The organism is Bradyrhizobium sp. USDA 4454 (assembly GCF_054822705.1).
In genome coordinates this window covers 8,148,660-8,169,685 of the sequence record NZ_JBTRCN010000001.1, presented here as the reverse complement: position 1 = coordinate 8,169,685, position 21,026 = coordinate 8,148,660, and the positions used below count along the sequence as shown (strand labels likewise).

The window sequence follows — 21,026 nt, the reverse complement described above, 5'->3', positions numbered from 1 at the left end:
GCCTAAGTCGCGGCATTCAGGGAGAGATTCAATGCGTGATGTGTTCATTTGCGATGCCGTCCGGACCCCGATCGGCCGTTTCGGCGGTTCGCTCGCCAAGGTGCGCGCCGACGATCTCGCCGCCGCCCCGATCAAGGCGCTGATGGCCAAGCACCCGACGATCAACTGGAACGAGGTCGACGAGGTCTATTTCGGCTGCGCCAACCAGGCCGGCGAGGACAACCGCAACGTTGCGCGCATGGCGCTGTTGCTCGCCGGCATGCCGGAGTCGGTTCCCGGCCAGACCCTGAACCGGCTCTGCGCTTCCGGCCTCGACGCGGTCGGCGCCGCGGGCCGCGCCATCCGCGCCGGCGAGATCGATTTCGCGATCGCGGGCGGCGTCGAATCGATGACGCGCGCGCCGTTCGTGATGGGCAAGGCCGCAGAAGCCTTCTCGCGCTCGGCCGAGATCTACGACACCACGATCGGCTGGCGCTTCATCAATCCGTTGATGAAGGCGCAGTACGGCGTCGATGCGATGCCGGAGACCGGCGAGAACGTCGCCGAGGAATTCCAGGTCTCGCGCGCCGATCAGGATGCGATGGCGATCCGCTCGCAGCAGCGCGCGGGCGCGGCGATCGCGTCGGGCTATTTCGCCGAGGAGATCATCCCGATCCAGGTGCCCGGCGGCAAGGCCGGCCCCATTACCGTCGACAAGGACGAGCATCCGCGCCCCGAAACCACGCTCGAAGGACTGGCAAAACTGAAGCCGATCGTGCGCAATCCGGGCACGGTGACCGCGGGCAACGCGTCGGGCGTCAATGACGGCGCCGCGGCGATGATCCTGGCTTCGGAAGCCGCGGTGAAGAAGCACGGCCTGACCCCGCGTGCGAAGATCCTCGGCCTCGCTTCGGCCGCGGTGCCGCCGCGCATCATGGGCATCGGCCCGGTGCCGGCGACCAAGAAGCTGGTCGAGCGTCTCGGCATCAAGGTGTCGGACTTCGACCTGATCGAGCTCAACGAGGCCTTCGCCTCGCAGGGCATCGCCTGCCTGCGTCAGCTCGGCGTCAAGGAGGATGCCGATTTCGTCAATCCGCATGGCGGCGCGATCGCGCTCGGCCATCCGCTCGGCATGAGCGGCGCGCGGCTGGTGCTGACCGCCGTGCACGGCATGGAGAAGTGGGGCGGGAAGCTTGCCTTGGCCACGATGTGCGTCGGGGTCGGCCAGGGCGTCGCGGTCGCGATCGAAAAGCTGAACTAGAACATGATCCGGAAAGGTGCGAAGCGGTTCTCCGAAAAGATCATGCTCAAACAACGAGCCAAGCGCGATGACGATCAAACCTGATCGCTTCGCGCTTTGGAGCCGCGAAACGGGTGGGCGCCATCAGGCGCCCACCTTGACCAGGCCCGACTTTGGGGCGTCGGGTGCGATGAAGTCCGCGTAGGACGACAATTCGCGCCCCTTGGTTTCCGGAAGCAGCAGCGCGGCGAGCAGGACGACCCCGTAGGCGCCTGCGGCAAAGATGCCGATTGCGTTGCCGAGACCGAGGGCCGATGCGGCCATCCCGACAACCATCGGGAAGAAGGCGGCGAGCCCGCGGCCGACGTTGTAGCAGAAGCCTTGTCCGGCAGCCCGCACCTCGGTCGGATACATCTCGGTCAGCAACGGACCCATGCCGCTGAAGATCCCCGACGAGAAGAAGCCCAGCGGGAAGCCCAGCACCAGCATCATCGCATCCGACACCGGAAGGTGCGTGTAGGTGTAGACGACGACGCCGGAGCCGATCGCGAATGCGATGAATCCGACCCGCCGGCCGAGCGCGTCATTGAGGTAGGCGCTGACGATGTAGCCGAAGAAGCTTCCGATCACGACAACCAGCAGATAGCTGAAGCTGCCGATCACAGTGATATGGCGCTCGGCCTGCAGGAACGTCGGCAGCCATGTCGTGATCGCGTAGTAGCCGCCCTGTGCACCGAGCGCGAGCAGCGAGCAGCGCAGTGTGGTCCACCACAGATGAGGGCCGAAGATAGCCAGCGTGCCGGGCGTCGACCCGGCATCCTTCTGAACCTTGGTGAAGGCTTCTGGTTCGTCGACATGGCGTCGAATGAAGAACGTCGAGATGGCCGGCAGGATTCCGATCAGGAAAAGACAGCGCCAGGCGTAGTCCTGGGGAAGCAAGGTCAGGATCAGCGTCGCCAGAACGACGGCCAGTCCCCAGCCGGCTGCCCAGGAGCCTTGGACGAAGCCCACCACCTTGCCGCGATTACGGGCGCTGACGACCTCGCCGATCAGTACGGCGCCGGCTGCCCATTCGCCGCCGAAGCCCAGCCCCTGAAGGCCACGGCAAACCAGCAATCCCCAGAAGCCGGTGGTCAGGCCGCACAGTGCCGTAAAGATGGCAAACCAGAGCACGGTGATCTGCAGGGTTCTTACCCGTCCCAGCCTGTCCGCCATGATTCCGGCCAGCCAGCCGCCGACGGCCGAAAGCACCAGCGTGCTGGTCGCGATGGTCCCTGCCTCGGCTTTTGTTATGAACGCAATGCCGATCAGGACGGGTATTGCCATGCTGTAGATTTGCACATCGAGCGCGTCCAGCGCGTAGCCGCCGAAGCAGGCCCAGAATGTGCGTCGCCCGTCCTTACCGAGATCGGTGTACCAATCGAACATGTTGCCGTCCCCCATTGATGATTTGATCAAGAACGTGAAATTCGCGCCCACCGGCCGGACGATCGCGTGCCGTTGGCGAACAAGTGATCAGCGAGCGTGGTCCGCGCCGAAAGCGGAGCGCGGCCTGCTGGACAACAGATCTCGATTTCGTCAGCTCGTACCGAGGTGCGGCCGGCCGTCGCTCATGTGCGCTGAATTCGGCGGCACATCGCCGTGGTTCGAGCGTGCCGCCCCGATGGGACGGTCTCGCTTCGATCAGCCCGCTCGAGGTGCCCCTGGCCATGCCAAATCTCTCTGGTGCTGAGAGACATCATCATGACCGGCTCGTGAAATTGGAAATCGTCTTTATGGATCAGGGCTGATCAGCTTTGGTTATGACCCAGAATATCGCGGGCCAAAGCGGTAATTGCGCCAGGCAATCCCTCGCCGGGGGCGAGCCAGCAGGCAATGAAATTCAATTTCGACAATTGGATGGTCGATGGCAGGAGGCGAAGCGTTCCGGCTTCGATCTCACTGCGGATCACCACCGCTGGGATAGCGGCGATACCGATCCCGTGCTGCGCCAAAGAGACGATGGTTGCCAGCGAACTGTTGGGAAATATTCGCGCCACCGGCAAATGCGGATCTGCAAGCGCCGCGACCAAGTCGGCATAAGGCTGCGTATTGTGGGCATAGGTCAGGATCGGCGTCGTTCCGATGCTGGCGCGCGTCAGCGCCGCGTCGCCGATCTCGAGGCGAGGCGACGCAGCCCAAGCCAGGTCGAGCGAGCAGATCGGACGTTCCTGGGCACTGATTTCTCCGCTCGGTCCGAGCATGAAGGCGAGGTCGATCTCGCCGCCACGCAACGCTTCGCGCAAATTAACCGACACATCGGTCTGCACGTTCGGGGTCACCCCAGGGTGCTCGACATGCAGACGACGCAGCAACTCCGGCAGCAGGATATGAACGATGGTCTCGGCGACGCCAATCCGTATCAGACCGCGCATGCCGCCTGGTTCGCTCAGCGTGGAGATCGCGTCGGCCTGCAGCGCCAGCATGCGCCGCGCCTGGTCGAACAAGGCTGCTCCGACCGGCGTGAGCGCGGGTCGCAATCCGCGTTCGCGGACTAGAAGGCGGACGCCGTACTCGGCCTCCAGCGTTGCGATCCGCGCGGATATCGCCGGCTGAGTCGTGTTCAATTTGGTCGCGGCACGCCCAAAGCCTCCGAGCTGCGCCACCCAATAGAACGCTTCCAGCGTGCGGATATCGATCATGCGGACAACACCCAATGCATTGCGGAATAGAACACCACGTTGTTCCGGCAACGCAACATCCGTTCCAGGGTGCGCGCAGCGACCGAAAGCTTGCCTTGGCAACTATTTGTTTCGGCGACAGTCGGCCGCCGCAGATCGAAATCGAAAAGATCAATCAAAACAGCCTCTTGCAGCCAACAAAAACAGCCCTTCCCCGGATTGGTTATGTCCGATAATGATCTGGGGCGAGGCGCGCTCGCGCCCGCGGAGGAATTCGCCATGACCTTACTGTACCCGCTGCAATCGCTTGCGGCCCATCCGGCGCGGCTGTCGCCGGACTATCGCTCCACCGTGAAGCGTTCGCCGCAAAAGCCGCTGATCCCGATGCGGCACACGCTCTCGGAACTGACCGGTCCGGTCTATGGCCATGAGACGGTGCGCGCGCACGACAACGATCTCACCATCCAGCATAAGGGCGAGCCGCTCGGCGAACGCATCATCGTGCACGGCCATGTGCTCGACGAGGACGGCCGCGGCGTGCCCAACACGCTGGTCGAACTGTGGCAGGCCAATGCCTGCGGCCGCTACATCCATGTCGTCGATCAGCATCCGGCGCCGCTCGATCCGAACTTCACCGGCGCCGGCCGCGCCCAATCCGATGCATCCGGCTATTACAAGTTCATCACCATCAAGCCGGGCGCCTATCCCTGGGGCAATCACCACAATGCGTGGCGACCTGCGCATATCCACTTCTCGGTGTTCGGCCATTCGTTCGTCTCGCGCCTCGTCACGCAGATGTATTTCCCCGGCGATCCGCTGTTTCCGTTCGATCCGATCTTCAACTCGGTGACCGATGCAAAGGCGCGCTCCCGGATGATCTCGTCGTTCGACCTCGACAACACCAAGCCTGAATGGGCGCTGTGCTACCGTTTCGATATTGTGCTGCGCGGGCGCAACGCCACGCCGATGGAGACCAAGTAAGTGTCGAACCCGCGTCCTGATGGAATCACGCCCTCGCAGACCGTCGGCCCCTATTTCAAATACGGCCTGACGCCGAACGGCGAATATGAATGGAACGACGCCTTCACCAACAATTTGCTGACGCCGGACGTCTCGGGCGAACGCATCCGCGTCGAGGGCAAGGTCTATGACGGCGACGGCGCCGTGATCCCGGACTGCATGCTGGAGATCTGGCAGGCCGACGCCCAGGGCCGCTTCTCCGATCCGCAGGATGCGCGCGCGCTGCCGAACTCAAGCTTCAAGGGTTTCGGCCGCGCCGGCACCGACAAGAGCGGCGCTTATGCGTTTGACACCATCAAGCCTGGCGTGGTGCCCGATGCCGACGGCAAGCCGCAGGCACCGCACATCCTGCTCGCGGTGTACGCGCGCGGCATGCTGCTGCATCTCTACACAAGGATCTATTTCGACGACGAAGCCGGCAACGCTGCCGATCCCGTGCTGGCGCTGGTGCCGGCCGATCGCCGCGCCACGCTGATTGCGAAGAAGGCGGGCGCGGGCAGCGTCTACACCTTCGACGTCCATCTGCAGGGCGACAACGAGACGGTGTTCTTCGACGTCTAGCCGGCCGCGTCCGCCGCTGTGCGCCGTGAGCGGCGTGCAGATTCCGCATTGAAAAGACGACCCAATCCGCTGCGCGCCTTCGCCGCAGCGGATTTCGCTTGACAATGCGTACCTATTTATATAACAAATTATTTATATAACTGATGCGAGATTAAGCATGGCCAACCTCGACGCCGCCTTTTCCGCGCTCGCCGACCCGACGCGCCGGGCGATCCTGGCGCGTCTGGCCCTGGGCGAGGCCACCGTGATGGAGCTGGTCGAGCCGTTCGAGCTGACCCAACCCGCGATCTCCCGCCATCTCAAGGTGCTCGAAGGGGCAGGCCTGATCGCGCGGCGGATCGAAGGCACCAAGCGGCCATGCCGGCTTGCGCCGACGGCGGTCGCCGAGATCGATCAATGGCTCGGCATGCTGCGCCGCGCACTGGAATCCAATTACGACCGGCTGGACGGAGTGCTGGCCACCATGAAGCCTGAGAAGTGAAAGGTGCCCTATGAGTAAGTTGACGCTGGAGACCGAAGGCGACCGTTATGTCGTTGTGACCAGGCGCTTCGTCGCACCGCCCGAGGCGGTGTATCGCGCGCATACCGAGCCGGAGCTGTTGCAGAAGTGGCTGCTCGGCCCCGATGGCTGGACCATGCCGGTCTGCATCAGCGAGCTCAGGCCCGGCGGCAAGATCCGCTACGAATGGACCGACGGCAAGGGCGGCGGCTTTCATCTGACCGGCGAGTATGTCGCGCTCGAACCGTTCAGCCGCATCGTGCATGTCGAGCGCATGCATCTGCCGGATCCGACGCCGGACAATCACGTTGAGACGCGGTTTGCGCCCGACGGTGCGGGCACCCTGATGACCATGCGGATGACGCTGCCGGATGCTGAGACGCGTGCGGCGATGCTCGCGACCGGCATGGAGCACGGCATGGAAGACAGCTATGCTCGGCTCGACCGCATGAGCTGAGCACTGCCGACGTGAGGGACAATGCGCGACCGTTTCCTGACCGGCCTGATCGGGTATCCGATCGCGCGTTCGGCGGCGCCTGCGATGCACGAGCAGGCGGCCGCCGCGCTCGGCGTTCACTGTCACTACCAGCTCATCGAGGTGAAGGGCGCCCGACGCGACGAGCTGCGTGCGATGTTCGAGGGCGTCAGGCGGCTCGGCTTTGCCGGCGTCAACGTCACCTTTCCCTACAAGGAGGCGGTGGTCGATCTCGTCGATGACCTCGCGCCGGATGCGCGCGCGATCGGCGCGGTCAACAGCATCGTCGTCAGTGGTGCGCGTCTCGTCGGCCACAACACCGACGCGACCGGTTTTGCGCGCGCCATCGAACCGCTGCTCGCGACCGCGCCGCGCGGCCACATCGCGCTGATCGGGGCCGGCGGCGTCGGCAAGGCGATCGCTTTCGCCCTCGCGGGGCTCGGCGTTGCCGAGTTGCGCATTGTCGATGCCGATGCCGCCAAGGCCGCGCAACTCGCGGGCCAGTTGGCCGATCGTCATGCGGTGCACGCCGCCGGCGTCGAGGCCGCGGTGCAAGGTGCCGCCGGTCTCGTCAATGCAACGCCGGTCGGCATGCTGCCGAGCCGCGGCACGCCGCTGCCCGACGCGCTGCTGCATTCGTCGATGTGGGTCGCCGACGCCGTCTACACGCCGCTCTGGACGCCGCTGCTGACCGCCGCAAAAGCCAAAGGCGCCAGCGTTCTGACCGGCCGCGACCTCGCGATCAACGCATCGGCCGATGCGTTCAAGCTGTTCACGGGCATGACGCCCTCGCATGCCGTGATGGGAAATGCGTTCGACGCCGTGATGGCCGCACGCTACGCTACGCCCGCCTGAAGGGCGGAGACACATAATGACAAAAATCAGGATCGGTCTGGCCGGCTGCGGCTTCGTGTCGGAGCTGCATATGGTTGCTTACCGGCGCGTCTATGGCGTCGATGTCGAGGTGAGGGCGGTCGCGGCGCGCGGCGAGCATGTCAATGATTTCGCACGCAAGCATGGAATCCCGAACGCCTATCGCAGCTTTGCTGAGCTCATCGCCGACCGCGAGCTCGACGTCATCGACATCTGCACGCCGCCTAGTCTGCATGCCGCGATGATCGTCGAGGCGATGCAGGCCGGCAAGCACGTGATCTGCGAAAAGCCGTTCAGCGGTTATTTCGGCCGCGATGGCGACAAGGCGCCGATCGGCAGGCATGTCCCCAAAGCGCTGATGTATCAGCGCGTGATGGAGGAGATGAAGGCAACCCGCGCCGCGATCGAAAAGACCGGCAGGCTGTTCATGTATGCCGAGGACTGGATCTATGCCCCGGCGGTGACCAAGACCGCCGAGATCATCCGCGCCACGGGCGACAAGATCCTGTTCATGAAGGGCGAGGAGAGCCACTCCGGCTCGCATGCCGCGCACGCCGCAGAGTGGGCGATGACCGGCGGCGGCTCGCTGATCCGGATGGGCTGCCATCCGTTGTCGGCCGTTCTCTATCTCAAGCAGGTCGAGGCCCGCGCGCGCGGCGAGACCATCAATGTCGCGAGCGTGACCTGCGACGTCGGCAATGTCACCGCTGGGCTGAAGCCGGAGGAGCGCGCCTATATCAAGGCCAATCCGGTCGATGTCGAGGATTGGGGCACGCTGACCGCGACCTTCTCCGACGGCACCAAGGCGACGGTGTTCTCCGGCGACATGATCATGGGCGGCGTGCGCAACCTGATCGAGACCTATACCTCAGGCGGCTCGCTGTTCGCCAACATCACGCCGAACACCCATCTGACGAGTTACCAGACAAGTGAGGAGAAGCTCGCGAGTGTCTACATCACCGAGAAGGTCGACCGCAAAACCGGCTGGCAATATGTCTGCCTCGAGGAGGAATGGACCCGCGGCTACTTGCAGGAGATCCAGGATTTCATGGAATGCGTCGCGACCGGGCGGCAGCCGCTCGCCGGCCTCGCGCTGGCCTATGAGACGACGCAGGTGAACTACGCCGGCTATTGGGCCGCGGATGAGGGGCGGCGGGTGGTGCTGTAGGATGGCGGGCAATAGCGAGATTACTCTCTCGCGCGTGCCACGCTCGCCCCGTCATCCTGAGGAGCGCGGAACGCCCGTCTCGAAGGATGCACGGCCCGGCCGGTGGCCGTCGATCCTTCGAGACGCCCGCGAGTGCGGGCTCCTCAGATCCTATGGGGCGGCGGGTGGTCAAGAGAGGTTAGGATTGGATTGCAAACCACCCAGCCTCGGAGGACCAAGATGATCAAGCTCGATCGCATTGACGCACCCGCCACAGCGGAGCATGCCACGGTTTACCTGGCTTTTGAACTGAGCAAGGCGAAATGGAAGCTCGGTGTGTTGCTGCCGGGTTCCCAGAAACTGAGCCGCTACACGATGGGCGGCGGTGATCTGGTGGCCATGGCGGCCCGGCTTGCCGCGATGCGCAAGAAGGCTGCCTCAAGCGGCCGGCCGGTCCGCATCATGTCGTGCTACGAAGCGGGCCTCGATGGCCATTGGCTGCATCGCTGGCTGACGCAGCAGGGCGTCATCAATCATGAGATCGATCCCTCCAGCATCGAGGTGAGCCGTCGCGCACGGCGCGCCAAGACCGACCGGATTGATCTGGAGAAGCTGATGCGGACCTTCCTCGCCTATCTGCGCGGCGAGCCGCGGGCGTGCAGCGTGGTGCACGTGCCGACAGTTGAGGATGAGGATCGCAAGCGCCGCAGCCGCGAACGCGAGCATCTGATCAAGGAGCGCACGGCTCACCTCAACCGCATCAAGGCACTCCTGCACGGACAGGGCATCCGCGATGTCAATCCACTGGATCGCTCGTTCATCGAAAGCCTTTGCAAGCTGCGCACTGGTGACGGTCACCTGCTTGCCGTGCGGCTGAAGGAGGAGATTGCGCGCGAGCACGAGCGGCTGCGGCTGGTGGTCCGGCAGGTCGCCGAGCTCGAGGCCAAAAGCCGCGCCGAGCTGCGCGCCGCGCAACCTGGCTCGCCGGAAGAGAGGATCATGCAGCTCATCGACCTCAAAGGCGTCGGCCCGGTCGGCGGCCAGGAGCTGGTCAACGAGGTGTTCTATCGCGACTTCGACAACCGCCGTCAGGTCGGCAGCTACTTCGGCCTCACCGGCACGCCCTACGACAGCGGCGAGCGAAGCCGGGAGCAGGGGATCAGCAAAGCCGGCAACCGGCGGGCCCGCGAGCTCGCCATCGAGCTGGCGTGGCTCTGGACGGTCCATCAGCCGGATAGCGCGCTGACGTGCTGGTTCCGCGAGCGGGTGCGCAATCTCAAGGGACGCGTCCGGCGCATTGCCATTGTCGCCCTGGCGCGCAAGCTGATGGTGGCGCTGTGGCGCTATCTCACGACCGGCGTGATCCCCACCGGCGCCGTGCTGCATCCGACCGTGTGAACGGCCACGCGCAATGAGGGCCGACGTGAGCCAGGACAGACGCGTGACCGTCGTCATCCAGGGGAGCAAACAACCCGCTCTCTCAGAGGGGTCCCGTCCTTGCTGGGCTCTGCCTTCACCCGTGCATGAAAGATCAGGGTACCGGGCCACGTGCCCGACCGGATACAAGGTGATGCGGTGTTGCCGCATTGTCGTTCACGGCCCAGGCCTCGCCTCACGTCGAACCCGTCATCACGCGCGTTGTGCGGGCGCCATTATGGCGCTGAACTCGGCGCGCTCAAGGCCGCTAACGCGCCGCCTCCGGCGGTGGCCTCCGGCAAGCCTTGACCCCGCCTCACTTCAGCGCCCAAGACCACCCCCAACAAACAACGCCCTCTTGACACATCACTCCCCATACAAGGATGACGGGGATAGTTGCCAACCAGCCGCGACAAGAATCGACCCTAAGCCCCGTACACCGATCCCTTCGGCAGCGGGAACACCGGATCTTGCGTGCGGATATTCGTCGGCCACACCACGGTGATGCGCTCGCCGGCGTTCTGCATCACGACCGGGGTCGAGCGTTCGTTCTGGCCGGACATCGGCGTGCCCGGCGGAAAGAACTTCACGCCATAGCCCTGGATGGTGCCGCCCGGAGGGATGTCGACGTCGAGCGCGGCCTTGCGGATCGCTTCGGGATCGAAGCCGCCATATTTCTCCTTGGCGACCGGCAGCACATTGTTGAGCAGGACCCAGGTCTGGTTGAAGCCCATCGAGCAGTGCGGCGGCACCTCGGTGGCGCTGGTCTTCTCGCGGTAGCGCGCGACCATCACCTTGGTGAGGTCGCCGACCCCGGGCGCCAGCTTGGCCGGATCGAGCAGCTGCGCCGGAACCGGATCGATGTTGCAGAAATTGTCGATGTCGGCGCCGAAGGTGGTGCGCAGCTTGTCGAGCTGGCTGTAGCCGGCGCCGGCGCCGAACAGCATCTTGAACTTCAGCCCGCTCTCGCGCGCCTGGCGCAGGAACAGCGTGATGTCGGGGTTGTAGCCGGCATGCGAGATGATGTCGGCCTTGGCGCGCTTCAATTTGGTCACCAGCACCGAGAGGTCGGGCGCCGAGGCCGAATAGCCTTCCTTCAGCACGACCTGAAGTCCGGCTTCCTTCGCGAACATCTCGTCGGCGGCGGCGACGCCGACGCCGTAAGGCCCGTCCTCATGGATCAGCGCGACCTTGACGTCCTTCGGCTCCATGCCGAGCCTGGCCTTGGCGTGCTCGGCGAGGAAGCCGCCAAAGGCCTGGCCGTATTGATCGGAATGGATCTGGGCGCGGAACACGTATTGCAGGTTCTTGTCCTTGAACACGGCGGTCGAGACCGCGGTCGTGATCCAGAGGATGCGCTTCTGCTGCTCGACCTTGGCGGCGAGCGGCACCGCGTGCGAGCTCGCGAACACGCCGTTGAGGATGTCGACCTTCTCCTGGTCGATCAGCCGATTGGCCTCGTTGATCGCCACGTCGGGCTTGCTCTGGGAATCGACATTGACCGGCGCGATCTTGTACTTGCCGCCGACGCCGCCCTTCTCGTTGACGAGATCGATCGCGATCTGGGTGCCGATCGAGGAGGCGACCGAGCCGCCGGCCGCGAATGGCCCGGTCAAATCGTAGATCACGCCGATCCGGACCGTCTCGGCCTGCGCCTGCGCGCGTGTCCAATCGAAGCTGAAAGCGGCGGCGGCAGCCGCTGAAGTCTTCAGCAGCGTCCTGCGTGAAGTCGGCATCGCGTCCTCCCCTGAAACCGTCATGCGTGACGGGCATTTATTTTGTGGGGAAGTATTGGGAGCAGGCGGCGGAAAGTCAACGCGGCTTGCGGCTGCGGCGCCTTGCGCTTTGGGAGGGGGCGGGTTGTCAACTCTCACCGTCATCCCCGCGCAAAGGCTTCGCCTTTGTCGCTGGAGGAGCCGCGAAGCGGCGTCTCGAAGGATGCACGGCCCGGCTAGTGGCCGTCGATCCTTCGAGACGGCCGCGTTGCGGCCTCCTCAGGATGACGGGTCGCATAGTCGGCCGCTTCGAAAAAGCCTACTCCATCACCGCGGCATGATCCGACGGCGCCGACTGCGTGCGCAGCGTGGCCTTGGTCGAGCCGATCATCAGCGCGAGCGGGATCGAGACCAGGATGAAGATCATCACCAGCTGGTAGTCGTGCGAGAATGCGATGATCTGCGACTGCGCCGCCACCATCCGGTCGGCCATGGCGCGGCCGGCATCGGTGTTGAGGTTGATCATGCCTGCGATATCGGGCATCTGCAGCGCGTGGTTGAACGGATTGATCTGCTCCGACATCTTGGCGTAGATCCGCCGCGAGCCTTCGGTGAGCTGCGCGATCACGATCGAGATGCCGACCGAGCTCGCGACGTTGCGCAGCAGCGTCAGCATCGAGGTGCCGTCGGTGCGCAGTTGGCCCGGCAACGTCAGGAACGCCACCGTCGACAGCGGCACGAACACCAGGCCGAAACCAAAACCCTGGATCACATTGACAACGATAATTTCGGTCGCCTGCGTCATGTCGGTCCAGCCGGTCATCTGGAACAGCGACGCTGCGGTCAGTCCCAGCCCGGAGATGATCAGCGTGCGCGCCTCGATATAGCGCATCAGGCGGCCGACCAGCATCATCGCGACGAAGGTGCCGAAGCCGCGGCTCGCCAGCAGCAGGCCGGCGGTGATGATCGGATAGCCGATGACGTTCTGCAAATAAGGCGAGGACAGCGCCATGGTCGAATACAGCACGAGGCCCATCACCGTCATGAACACGCAGCCGCCGAGGAAGTTCTTGTCCTTGAACAGCGCGAACTGGATGAACGGCCGGCTGGTGGTCAGCGAATGGGCGAAGAAATAATAGAAGCCGATCGCCGCGACGATGAACTCGATCATGATCTCGTTGGATTCCAGCCAGCCAAGCTGCTCTCCGCGGTCGAGCGCGAGTTGCAGCGAGCCGATCGCGGTCGCGAGCGCGCCGAAGCCGAACCAGTCGAAGCGCAGATTGAGGTCCTGCCTGGTCTCGTCCATGAACACCGCGAGACCGAGCACGGTGATCGCGCCGAACGGCAGGTTGACGAAGAACACCCAATGCCAGGAATAGGTCTCGGTCAGCCATGCGCCCAATGACGGCCCCATGATCGGGCCCATCATCACGCCCATGCCCCAGATCGACATCGCTTTCGCCCGCTCATGCAGCGCGTAGGAGTCGAGCATCACCGCCTGCGACAGCGGCACCAGCGCGGCGCCGAACACGCCCTGCAACAGGCGGAACAGCACCATCTGGTTGATGTCCTGCGCCAGGCCACACAGCACCGAGGCGAGGGTGAAGCCGGCCGAGCAGATGATGAAGATCCGCTTGCGGCCATAGCGGTTGGCGATCCAGCCCACCGGCGCGGTCATGATCGCGGCCGCGACGATGTAGGAGGTCAAGACCCAGTTGATCTGGTCCTGCGATGCGGACAGCGAGCCCTGCATATAGGGCAGCGCGACGTTGGCGATCGTGGTGTCGAGCGCCTGCATGATCGTCGCGGTCATCGCGCAGATCGTCACCATGTTCCGGCGCATGCCGGGCACGGCGGATGGTGACGGTGCATTCATTCAGTTCGGTCCTGTTCGCAAGCCGCGGGCGTAAACCACCTCTCCCCACCGGGGAGAGGTCGGCGCGCAGCGCCGGGTGAGGGGGCGCAGGTCCCAGAAGAAAGCCGAACCCCTCACCCGGATTGCATCTAGCGATGCAATCCGACCTCTCCCACGAGGGGAGAGGTGACGCGCCGGGCTTCGATCTTGCTTCATCTCAGTCGTGGTCCGGGTGCGCCGATGCCGGGCCCAGCCCGAGCAGGCCGGCCAGCGAGCGGCGGTGGTTGGTGTCGATAGTCGCGTAGACGCTCATGCCGGCCTTCAGCTTCTTCACGAATGGATCGTTCTCGTCGAAATAGATCCGCACCGGCACGCGCTGCACCACCTTGACGAAGTTGCCGGTGGCGTTCTGCGGCGGCAGGATCGCGAACTGCGCGCCGGTGCCGGGCGACAGCGAGCCGATCTTGCCCTTGAACTGATGGTTCGGGAACGCGTCGACATCGAGCTCGACCGGCTGGCCGACCGCGACATAGGTGAAGTCGCTTTCCTTTGGGTTGGCGTCGACCCAGGGGTGGTCGACGTCGATCACCGAAAACACCGGCGCGCCGGCGGTGACGAAGCGGCCGAGCTGGATCTGGTCGACCTGGGTCGCGACGCCGTCCATCGGCGCACGCAGCACGGTGTGGTCGAGGTTGCGCTGGGCGTCGTCGAGCTTGGCCTTGGCCTGGGCATAGGGCGGGAATTGCTCGATCGGCAGGTCGACATCGCCGAGCAGCTGCGTCTTGTCCTTGGAGATCTGCTGCTTGATGTATTGCGCCAGGCTCTCGGCGGTCACCTGCGCGTTGGCCGCGTTGTCGAGGTCGAGCTGCGAGCCGAAATTCTGCTTGGCAAGCGTCGACTTGCGCTCGACGTCGCGCTTCTTCAACTCGATGCTCTGCTGGGCGAAATCCAGCATCCTGGTGTTGATCTTGATGTTGTCGACCAGCGTGTCGTAGGTGGTCCTGGTCTGGTCGAGCGCGGCCTTGGCCTGCGCGACCGCAAGGCGGAACGGCACCGGATCGATCTCGAACAGCTCGTCGCCTTTCTTGACGTGCTGGCCTTCCTTGACGAGGATCTTGTCGATCTTGCCGGAGATCTCCGGCGTGATCAGCACCTTCTGCGCGCCGACATAGGCGTCGTCGGTGCCGACATAGCGGCCGCCATTGAGATAGAACACGATGCCGCCGATCGCAGCCGCGGTCGGCAGCACGACGAGCAGCAGCATGCGGCGATAGCGCCGCAGGCCGGCCATCAGGCGACGGCGCGGCGCGCGGCTGGCCTTGCCCGACGGCGCTGATACGTCCGGATTGCTCTTCTGCTCGGGCGCCAGCTTGAGGACGGGTTCAGCCATAGCGCTGTTCCTTTCGGGAGGGCTCGCCGGCTGGGCTTTGGATGGCATTGCGAACGTTTTCCTTGATCGATTCCAATTGGGTGAGCAGGCGATGCGCATCGGCCGGGCTGATGCCTTCGAGCGCGGTCGCGGTGAGTTCGGAGCGCAGGCCGGCGAGCTTGCCGAGCAGCGGGCGGGCGGCCTTCTTCAGATAGAGGCGGTTGACGCGGCGGTCGTTGTCGTCGCTGCGGCGCTCGATCCAGCCGTTGTCGCAGAGCTTGTCGATCAGCCGCGTCAATGTGATCGGCTGCATCTCGAGCAGCTCGGCGAGCTCGGTCTGCTTCAGCCCTTCCTGGCGTTCAACCTTGGACAGGACGGCCCATTGCGCGCGGGTGATGCCGTAGCGCGCGGCCTCCTTGTCGGCGTAGACGCGGATCAGCCGGAACAGTTCGCCCAGCGTAAACATGAACTCCGTGTCCACGGAACCGCGCATCGCGTCTGCCTCCATAAGCTTGACATATAATAAGCTTGCTTACGATTTCCGCATGCCGGGTTAACGGGGGGCTGCCCCGCTTTGCGGACATGGCTGCGACGGGGCGAGCGACGGGATGGATGGCTGGGCTAGGGGAACGGGTGCAAGAATGCTACATATCGAAGCGATGAGCCTGGCCAAGCCGACATTCCCCGCTCCCGACCACGATCACGGCCGCTGCGCCGCGGACGCGATGGCGCATGCCGAGCAGGTCTGTGCGCGCCGCGGCCAGAAATTCACCCCGATCCGGCGTCAGGTGCTGCAGGCGCTGCTGTCGAGCCATCGCCCGCTCGGCGCCTATGAGGTGATCGACGAGCTGGCCAAGACGATGCCGCGGCCGGCACCGATTACCGTCTACCGCGCGCTCGACTTCCTGATGGAGAACGGCCTCGTCCACCGCATCGAGAGCCGCAACGCGTTTCTGGCCTGCGCGCACGACCACGACGAGACCTCGATGGTGGCGTTTTTGATCTGCGACCATTGCGGCTCGGTCGGCGAGATCCCCGCCGCACCGGTGGCGCAAAGCCTGACCGCCGCAGCGCGGGCCTCGGGGTTCATCCCGAAACTCTCGGTGGTCGAGATCGCCGGCACCTGCGCGCATTGCCAGAAATGATTGAGCGCGGCCAAGGTCCTCACCGCAGCGTCGTCCCTGCGAAAGCAGGGACCCATAACCACCGTGCTCAATTGTTATATGACGCTGGAACGACAAGTCTCGTCCACAACACCGGCCGCGGCGTATGGGTCCCTGCTTTCGCAGGGACGACGCAGCCCGCCTGACAGCAACACGGCAGCAAGCCGGCCCGCGAGGAAACATGTCGAGCCAAGCGATCTCAGCCCCCGTCACGAGGCCCGTCAGCGTCGGCCACGGGTTGCCGCCCGGCGCCATCGCAGTGATGCTGATGCTGTGCGTGAGCTGGGGCTTCAACCAGCTCGCGGTCAAGCTCGCGCTGCCCGATGTGCCGCCGATGCTGCAGGCGATGATCCGCTCCTCGGGCGCGCTGCCGGTGATGCTGATCGTGGGCCACCTGCGCGGCGTCAAGTTCTTCGAACGCGACGGCACGCTCGTCCCCGGCATCATCGCGGGCCTGATGTTCGGCTGCGAGTTCGTGCTGATCTTCACCGGCCTCGTCTTCACCTCCGCCTCGCGCGCCTCGGTGTTCCTCTACACCGCGCCGTTCTTCGTCGCGCTCGGCTCGCACCAGTTCCTCGGCGAGCGTCTCTCCACCGTGCAGTGGAGTGGCCTTGCGCTGAGCTTTGCCGGCGTCGCGCTCGCGATCGGCGTGCCGCAGCCCAATGTCGACGCCAAGGTGCTGCTCGGCGATCTCATGGTGGTCGGCGGCGGCGCGCTGTGGGCGGCGACCACGCTGGTCGCCAAAGGCACGCGCCTGCGCAACGCCGCGCCGGAAAAGGCGCTCGGCTACCAGGTCGCGATCTCGATCCCGATCCTCGGCCTGGCCGCCTGGATCGCCGGCGAGCGCATCGCGCACGTGCCGAGCGCGCTGTCGCTCGCGCTGCTCGCCTATCAGGCGGTCTGGGTGGTGGGCTGCACCTTCGTGATCTGGTTTGCGATGGTGAAAACCTATTCGGCCAGCAAGCTCTCGGCCTTCACCTTCATCACGCCGCTGTTCGGCGTCGTCGCGGCCTATTTCGTCATGCACGATACGCTGACGGCGGTGTTCGGCATCGCCGCGCTGTTCGTGATCGCCGGGCTCTATCTGGTCAACAAGCCCGACCCGAAGGTGACGCCGGACCCGAACGTGCCGGCGTGAGGGAATCTTCCCGTCGTTCCAGGAACTCTCTCCACTCGTCATTCCGGGGCTCGCGAAGCGAGAGCCCGGAATCCATTAGACCGCATCGTGCGTGGAAGAATGGATTCCGGGCTCGTGCTTCGCACGCCCCGGAATGACGAATGGAGCGATGTGTGCTGCGCCAGGACGACGAAGGAGGAGGCACGGCGCCCCGTCCACTACCCCCTCTCGATCGGCAATTCCGCATCCTTCGCCCATTCGCCCATCGAGCCATCATAGAGCGTGAGATTGTCGTAGCCGAGCCGATGCAGCTGGAACAGGTCGATGGTGGCGGAGATGCCGCCGCCGCAATAGGCGACGATGCGCTTGTCTTTCGTGACGCCTTGCGCAGCGAAGGTCGCTTCCGCTTCCTCAAGCGGCACGAACGTCTTGTCCTTCGGATCGATCAGGCTTGCCGCCGGCACGCTGACACTGCCCGGGATGCGGCCGGGCCTGCCGTAACGGCTCGGCTCCAGCCCCCTGTAGAATTGCGGGCCGAGCGCGTTGACGATGACGGTGTCGGCCTCCGTGGTGGCGGCGAGCACGTCATGCTTGTCGACGAACATGCCCTGCTTCGGCCGCGCCGGAAACGCGGCCTGCGGATAGCCGCCGGCGAGGCCAGTCTCGATGTCGCGGCCCTCGGCGATCCATTTGTCGATGCCGCCGTCGAGCACCGCGGCGCCCTCGAAGCCGAGCGAGCGCAGCATCCACCAGAACCGCGTCGCCCACATCGCGGTGCCGATCGAATACAGCACCACGCGGCTGGTGGCCGAGATGCCGTGGCGGCCGAACGCGGCCTCGAGCTGCGCTCTCGGCGGCATCATGAAGCGCAGGTCGGTATGGGCATCGGAGAATTCGGCCTGCAGATCGAGGAAATTCGCGCCCGGAATATGCCCGGCCTCGAAGGTCTGGCGGCCCGAGACGACAACATAGGGAATGTTGCTGCCGGCCGGCGCCGGCTCCAGGTAGGTGGTGCAGTCGAACAGCCGCAGATCGGACCGGGTCAGGATCTCGGCAAGTTCCGCCGTGCTGATCAACTCGCTATGATCGGCCATGTCACGTCCTCCCGGCATGTCTTAACGGGATGCTAGAGCATGATCCGAAAAAGTGGGTACCGGTTTTTCGGAGAGATCATGCTCAAACCAAAGGAATGCGCCGGATCACATGAAAAGCTGTCACTTTGCCCTTTGATTCACCCCAATTCGGCCCAATATAGCTGGCCATGCAGGACGCCGCTGCATGGCTTGCGTTTGGCCTCAATCGGCGGCATAAGCTGTTGAATTCACTCCGAAACATGACCGTTTGGCCCGACTCGCGCGCGGCCCATCGTCCCCTTGGTGAATGTCACCAAAACCTGATATTCGAGACGCCATGAACAAGCCCGAGATTTTGCCGCAAGACGACGTCGCCGGCCCCGCGCCGCGGCACCACACCACGCAGGTCATGGTCGGCAACGTCGCCGTCGGCGGCGGTGCGCCGATCGTCGTGCAGTCGATGACCAACACCGACACCGCCGACGTCGACGGCACCATCGCCCAGGTCGCCGCGCTCTCGCGTGCCGGCTCCGAGATGGTGCGCATCACGGTCGACCGCGAGGAAGCTGCCGCCGCCGTGCCGCACATCCGTGACGGCCTGCGCAAGCGCGGCATCACCACGCCCTTGATCGGCGACTTCCACTATATCGGCCACAAGCTGCTCGCCGAGTATCCGGCCTGCGCCGAGGCGCTCGACAAGTACCGCATCAATCCCGGCAATGTCGGCTTCAAGAACAAGCGCGACACCCAGTTCGCCGACATCATCGAGATCGCCAACAAGAACAACAAGCCGGTGCGCATCGGCGCCAATTGGGGCTCGCTCGACCAGGAGCTGCTGACCAAGCTGATGGACGAGAACACCGCGTCAGCCAATCCGCGCGATGCCCGCGCGGTGACGCGCGAGGCGATGGTGCAGTCGGCGCTGCTGTCGGCGGCCCGCGCCCAAGAGCTCGGCATGCCCAAGAACAAGATCATCCTGTCGGCCAAGGTCTCCGCCGTACAGGACCTGATTGCGGTCTATCAGGAAGTCGTGCGCCGCTCGGATTACGCGATCCATCTCGGCCTCACCGAGGCCGGCATGGGCTCGAAGGGCATCGTGGCGTCCTCGGCCGCGCTCGGCATCCTGTTGCAGCAGGGCATCGGCGACACCATCCGCATCTCGCTGACGCCGGAGCCCGGCGGCGACCGCACGCTGGAAGTGCAGGTCGCGCAGGAATTGCTGCAGACCATGGGCTTCCGCACCTTCGTGCCGCTGGTTGCGGCCTGCCCGGGTTGCGGCCGCACCACCTCGACCACGTTCCAGGAGCTGGCGCGCTCGATCCAGGATTTCATCCGCGACGAGATGCCGGTCTGGAAGACCAAATATCCGGGCGTCGAGCAGCTCAACGTCGCCGTCATGGGTTGCATCGTCAACGGCCCCGGCGAATCCAAGCACGCCAATATCGGCATCTCGCTGCCCGGCACCGGCGAAGCGCCGGCCGCGCCGGTGTTCGTCGACGGCAAGAAGTTCCGCACCCTGCGTGGCCCCGGCATCGCCGCCGACTTCAAGGCGCTGGTGATCGACTATATCGACCAGAAGTACGGCAACGGCGCCAAGCTGCCGGAGACGGCGGGCGCCGCGGAGTAACTTCACTCGTCACCCACACACAACCGTCGTCCCTGCGAAAGCAATGCGAAAGCAGGGACCCATAACCACAGGCCGTGGTTGTGGCGCGCGATGTGGGTTACGAGCCTTCGCCAAACACACTCCTGTGGTTATGGGTCCCGGATCTGCGCTCCGCTTCGCTGCGCTTGTCCGGGAACAGCTATGCTGGTGGCTAGATTGCGCTTCTACCGACGCGCGTTACGGTGCGTTTCAATCAAGAATCATCGGGAGAACACCCATGAGCTCGCTGTCCGGCAAGCAGGGTCCGCGCTACCGCCACCTCGCCGACCAATCCGAGCCCTATGAGACCATCGGCGTCGAGAAGCTGACGCCGATCATCGGCGCGGAAATCTCCGGCGTCGATATTGCGAAGCTCGTCTCCGACGATGCGCGCTCCAACCGCCAGATGGACGAGATCCATCGCGCGCTCGCCGAAAACCTCGTCATCTTCTTCCGTGACCAGCACATCACCCCACAGCAGCATCTCGCCTTCGGCCGCAAGTTCGGCGAACTGCATGTGCATCCGGCCGCGCCCAACGAGGGCGATCCGGCGCTGATGAAGATCTATGCCGACAAGGATTCGCCGCGCGCCAATGGCGAGGGCTGGCACACCGACGTGTCCTGCGATCTCGAGCCGCCGATGGGCTCGATCCTCTACATCAAGCAGTGCCCGCCGCGCGGCGGCGACACGCTGTTCGCCAACATGTACGCCGCCTATGAGGCGCTGTCGGGCCGCATGAAGGCCTATCTCGACGGGCTGACCGCGCTGCATGACGGCGAGCAGACTTATCGCGGGCTCTATGCCAACTATGGCGTTGCCGACAAGCGGGAATATCCGCGCGCCGAGCATCCGGTGGTGCGCACCCATCCGGTGACGGGGAAGAAATCGCTCTACGTCAATCGCGGCTTCACCCGCTTCATCGTCGGTATTCCCCGCGACGAGAGCGATGCCATGCTGGCCTATCTCTACCAGCATGCCGAGAACCCGCTGTTCCAGTGCCGCTTCCGCTGGAGCGAGAACGCGATCGCGTTCTGGGACAATCGCTGCGCCCAGCACCGCGCGATGTGGGATTACTGGCCGCACACCCGCTCCGGCACCCGGGTCACCGTGAAGGGCGAACGGCCGGTGTGAGGACAGCGTTCGTCTGACGCCGTCGCGCCGGCCGCGACGTTTCAGCATCGTCCACAACGCTGCGCAGTGAGCAGGGGTAACCCTTGC

The 21,026-nt window shown here is 64.7% G+C and carries 19 protein-coding genes; 12 read left to right on the top strand and 7 right to left on the bottom strand.

The genetic code is table 11. The features are described from left to right. Nucleotides 1–31: 31 nt before the first annotated feature. Nucleotides 32–1,240, top strand: coding sequence for a 3-oxoadipyl-CoA thiolase (pcaF, locus tag ACVIW0_RS38010; protein WP_461356890.1), 1,209 nt, complete (start codon nt 32–34; stop codon nt 1,238–1,240). 123 nt (nt 1,241–1,363) lie between these two features. On the opposite strand, the gene ACVIW0_RS38005 is transcribed toward pcaF, so the two are convergent. After that, a complete protein-coding gene (locus ACVIW0_RS38005) occupies nt 1,364–2,647 on the bottom strand; it encodes an MFS transporter (protein ID WP_461356889.1) in 1,284 nt (427 codons plus the stop codon). Between the two features lie 362 nt (nt 2,648–3,009). Then, nucleotides 3,010–3,900 (bottom strand): LysR family transcriptional regulator, encoded by an 891-nt coding sequence (locus ACVIW0_RS38000; protein WP_461356888.1) that lies wholly within the window; start codon nt 3,898–3,900, stop codon nt 3,010–3,012. A gap of 258 nt (nt 3,901–4,158) precedes the next feature. On the opposite strand from ACVIW0_RS38000, the gene pcaH reads away from it, so the two are divergent. From pcaH to ACVIW0_RS37965, 7 genes are all read left to right on the top strand, one after another. Next, nucleotides 4,159–4,860: a protocatechuate 3,4-dioxygenase subunit beta gene (gene pcaH / locus ACVIW0_RS37995; RefSeq protein ID WP_461356887.1), complete on the top strand. Its 702-nt coding sequence runs from the start codon at nt 4,159–4,161 to the stop codon at nt 4,858–4,860. Beyond that, nucleotides 4,861–5,460 carry a protocatechuate 3,4-dioxygenase subunit alpha gene (gene pcaG / locus ACVIW0_RS37990; RefSeq protein ID WP_461356886.1) on the top strand — a complete coding sequence of 200 codons (600 nt, stop codon included), beginning with the start codon at nt 4,861–4,863 and terminating at the stop codon, nt 5,458–5,460. It abuts the gene before it with no gap. A 157-nt stretch (nt 5,461–5,617) separates the two neighbouring features. Continuing rightward, nucleotides 5,618–5,941 (top strand): ArsR/SmtB family transcription factor, encoded by a 324-nt coding sequence (locus ACVIW0_RS37985; protein WP_461356885.1) that lies wholly within the window; start codon nt 5,618–5,620, stop codon nt 5,939–5,941. Nucleotides 5,942–5,951: 10 nt separating this feature from the next. Then, nucleotides 5,952–6,416 (top strand): SRPBCC domain-containing protein, encoded by a 465-nt coding sequence (locus ACVIW0_RS37980; protein WP_461356884.1) that lies wholly within the window; start codon nt 5,952–5,954, stop codon nt 6,414–6,416. A gap of 21 nt (nt 6,417–6,437) precedes the next feature. Beyond that, the gene (locus tag ACVIW0_RS37975) at nt 6,438–7,289 is read left to right on the top strand and encodes a shikimate dehydrogenase (protein WP_461356883.1); all 852 of its coding nucleotides are present in this window, start codon (nt 6,438–6,440) and stop codon (nt 7,287–7,289) included. 16 nt (nt 7,290–7,305) lie between these two features. After that, nucleotides 7,306–8,475, top strand: a complete 1,170-nt coding sequence (locus tag ACVIW0_RS37970; RefSeq protein WP_461356882.1) for a Gfo/Idh/MocA family protein — start codon at nt 7,306–7,308, stop codon at nt 8,473–8,475. A gap of 102 nt (nt 8,476–8,577) precedes the next feature. After that, the gene (locus ACVIW0_RS37965; protein ID WP_461356881.1) at nt 8,578–9,852 is read left to right on the top strand and encodes an IS110 family RNA-guided transposase; all 1,275 of its coding nucleotides are present in this window, start codon (nt 8,578–8,580) and stop codon (nt 9,850–9,852) included. 443 nt (nt 9,853–10,295) lie between these two features. Here ACVIW0_RS37965 and ACVIW0_RS37960 read toward each other — a convergent pair whose 3' ends face one another. The 4 genes from ACVIW0_RS37960 to ACVIW0_RS37945 all read right to left on the bottom strand — a co-directional run bounded on the left by ACVIW0_RS37960 (nt 10,296) and on the right by ACVIW0_RS37945 (nt 15,302). Further along, nucleotides 10,296–11,606, bottom strand: coding sequence for an ABC transporter substrate-binding protein (locus ACVIW0_RS37960; RefSeq protein ID WP_461356880.1), 1,311 nt, complete (start codon nt 11,604–11,606; stop codon nt 10,296–10,298). A gap of 298 nt (nt 11,607–11,904) precedes the next feature. Next, a complete protein-coding gene (locus ACVIW0_RS37955) occupies nt 11,905–13,461 on the bottom strand; it encodes an MDR family MFS transporter (RefSeq protein WP_461356879.1) in 1,557 nt (518 codons plus the stop codon). A gap of 196 nt (nt 13,462–13,657) precedes the next feature. Further along, nucleotides 13,658–14,830 carry an HlyD family secretion protein gene (locus ACVIW0_RS37950; protein WP_461356878.1) on the bottom strand — a complete coding sequence of 391 codons (1,173 nt, stop codon included), beginning with the start codon at nt 14,828–14,830 and terminating at the stop codon, nt 13,658–13,660. Beyond that, nucleotides 14,823–15,302, bottom strand: a complete 480-nt coding sequence (locus tag ACVIW0_RS37945; RefSeq protein WP_461356877.1) for a MarR family winged helix-turn-helix transcriptional regulator — start codon at nt 15,300–15,302, stop codon at nt 14,823–14,825. The genes ACVIW0_RS37950 and ACVIW0_RS37945 overlap by 8 nt, the downstream gene beginning before the upstream one ends. 166 nt (nt 15,303–15,468) lie before the next feature. Here ACVIW0_RS37945 and ACVIW0_RS37940 point away from each other — a divergent pair, with 166 nt between their 5' ends. Together ACVIW0_RS37940 and ACVIW0_RS37935 are read left to right on the top strand one after the other, a co-directional pair. Continuing rightward, complete coding sequence (locus ACVIW0_RS37940) at nt 15,469–15,954, top strand: Fur family transcriptional regulator (RefSeq protein ID WP_028338147.1); 486 nt, start codon at nt 15,469–15,471, stop codon at nt 15,952–15,954. A gap of 199 nt (nt 15,955–16,153) precedes the next feature. Continuing rightward, a complete protein-coding gene (locus ACVIW0_RS37935) occupies nt 16,154–17,110 on the top strand; it encodes a DMT family transporter (protein WP_461356876.1) in 957 nt (318 codons plus the stop codon). Nucleotides 17,111–17,307: 197 nt separating this feature from the next. Here the strand turns inward: ACVIW0_RS37935 and ACVIW0_RS37930 are convergent, their stop codons facing one another. After that, entirely contained in the window at nt 17,308–18,183 is an 876-nt protein-coding gene (locus ACVIW0_RS37930; RefSeq protein ID WP_461356875.1) for a sulfurtransferase, read from the bottom strand. Nucleotides 18,184–18,499: 316 nt separating this feature from the next. On the opposite strand from ACVIW0_RS37930, the gene ispG reads away from it, so the two are divergent. Both ispG and ACVIW0_RS37920 read left to right on the top strand, forming a co-directional pair. After that, entirely contained in the window at nt 18,500–19,789 is a 1,290-nt protein-coding gene (ispG, locus tag ACVIW0_RS37925; protein ID WP_461356874.1) for a flavodoxin-dependent (E)-4-hydroxy-3-methylbut-2-enyl-diphosphate synthase, read from the top strand. Nucleotides 19,790–20,045: 256 nt separating this feature from the next. Then, nucleotides 20,046–20,939, top strand: coding sequence for a TauD/TfdA dioxygenase family protein (locus ACVIW0_RS37920; RefSeq protein WP_461356873.1), 894 nt, complete (start codon nt 20,046–20,048; stop codon nt 20,937–20,939). Nucleotides 20,940–21,026 lie beyond the last annotated feature (87 nt).

Bases quoted from the DNA above. Each gene is read 5' to 3' on its own strand.
- pcaF (WP_461356890.1), top strand. From the start codon at position 32: ATGCGTGATGTGTTCATTTGCGATGCCGTCCGGACCCCGATCGGCCGT.
- ACVIW0_RS38005 (WP_461356889.1), bottom strand. From the start codon at position 2,647: ATGTTCGATTGGTACACCGATCTCGGTAAGGACGGGCGACGCACATTC.
- ACVIW0_RS38000 (WP_461356888.1), bottom strand. From the start codon at position 3,900: ATGATCGATATCCGCACGCTGGAAGCGTTCTATTGGGTGGCGCAGCTC.
- pcaH (WP_461356887.1), top strand. From the start codon at position 4,159: ATGACCTTACTGTACCCGCTGCAATCGCTTGCGGCCCATCCGGCGCGG.
- ACVIW0_RS37985 (WP_461356885.1), top strand. From the start codon at position 5,618: ATGGCCAACCTCGACGCCGCCTTTTCCGCGCTCGCCGACCCGACGCGC.
- ACVIW0_RS37980 (WP_461356884.1), top strand. From the start codon at position 5,952: ATGAGTAAGTTGACGCTGGAGACCGAAGGCGACCGTTATGTCGTTGTG.
- ACVIW0_RS37975 (WP_461356883.1), top strand. From the start codon at position 6,438: ATGCGCGACCGTTTCCTGACCGGCCTGATCGGGTATCCGATCGCGCGT.
- ACVIW0_RS37970 (WP_461356882.1), top strand. From the start codon at position 7,306: ATGACAAAAATCAGGATCGGTCTGGCCGGCTGCGGCTTCGTGTCGGAG.
- ACVIW0_RS37960 (WP_461356880.1), bottom strand. From the start codon at position 11,606: ATGCCGACTTCACGCAGGACGCTGCTGAAGACTTCAGCGGCTGCCGCC.
- ACVIW0_RS37955 (WP_461356879.1), bottom strand. From the start codon at position 13,461: ATGAATGCACCGTCACCATCCGCCGTGCCCGGCATGCGCCGGAACATG.
- ACVIW0_RS37950 (WP_461356878.1), bottom strand. From the start codon at position 14,830: ATGGCTGAACCCGTCCTCAAGCTGGCGCCCGAGCAGAAGAGCAATCCG.
- ACVIW0_RS37945 (WP_461356877.1), bottom strand. From the start codon at position 15,302: ATGCGCGGTTCCGTGGACACGGAGTTCATGTTTACGCTGGGCGAACTG.
- ACVIW0_RS37940 (WP_028338147.1), top strand. From the start codon at position 15,469: ATGAGCCTGGCCAAGCCGACATTCCCCGCTCCCGACCACGATCACGGC.
- ACVIW0_RS37935 (WP_461356876.1), top strand. From the start codon at position 16,154: ATGTCGAGCCAAGCGATCTCAGCCCCCGTCACGAGGCCCGTCAGCGTC.
- ACVIW0_RS37930 (WP_461356875.1), bottom strand. From the start codon at position 18,183: ATGGCCGATCATAGCGAGTTGATCAGCACGGCGGAACTTGCCGAGATC.
- ispG (WP_461356874.1), top strand. From the start codon at position 18,500: ATGAACAAGCCCGAGATTTTGCCGCAAGACGACGTCGCCGGCCCCGCG.
- ACVIW0_RS37920 (WP_461356873.1), top strand. From the start codon at position 20,046: ATGAGCTCGCTGTCCGGCAAGCAGGGTCCGCGCTACCGCCACCTCGCC.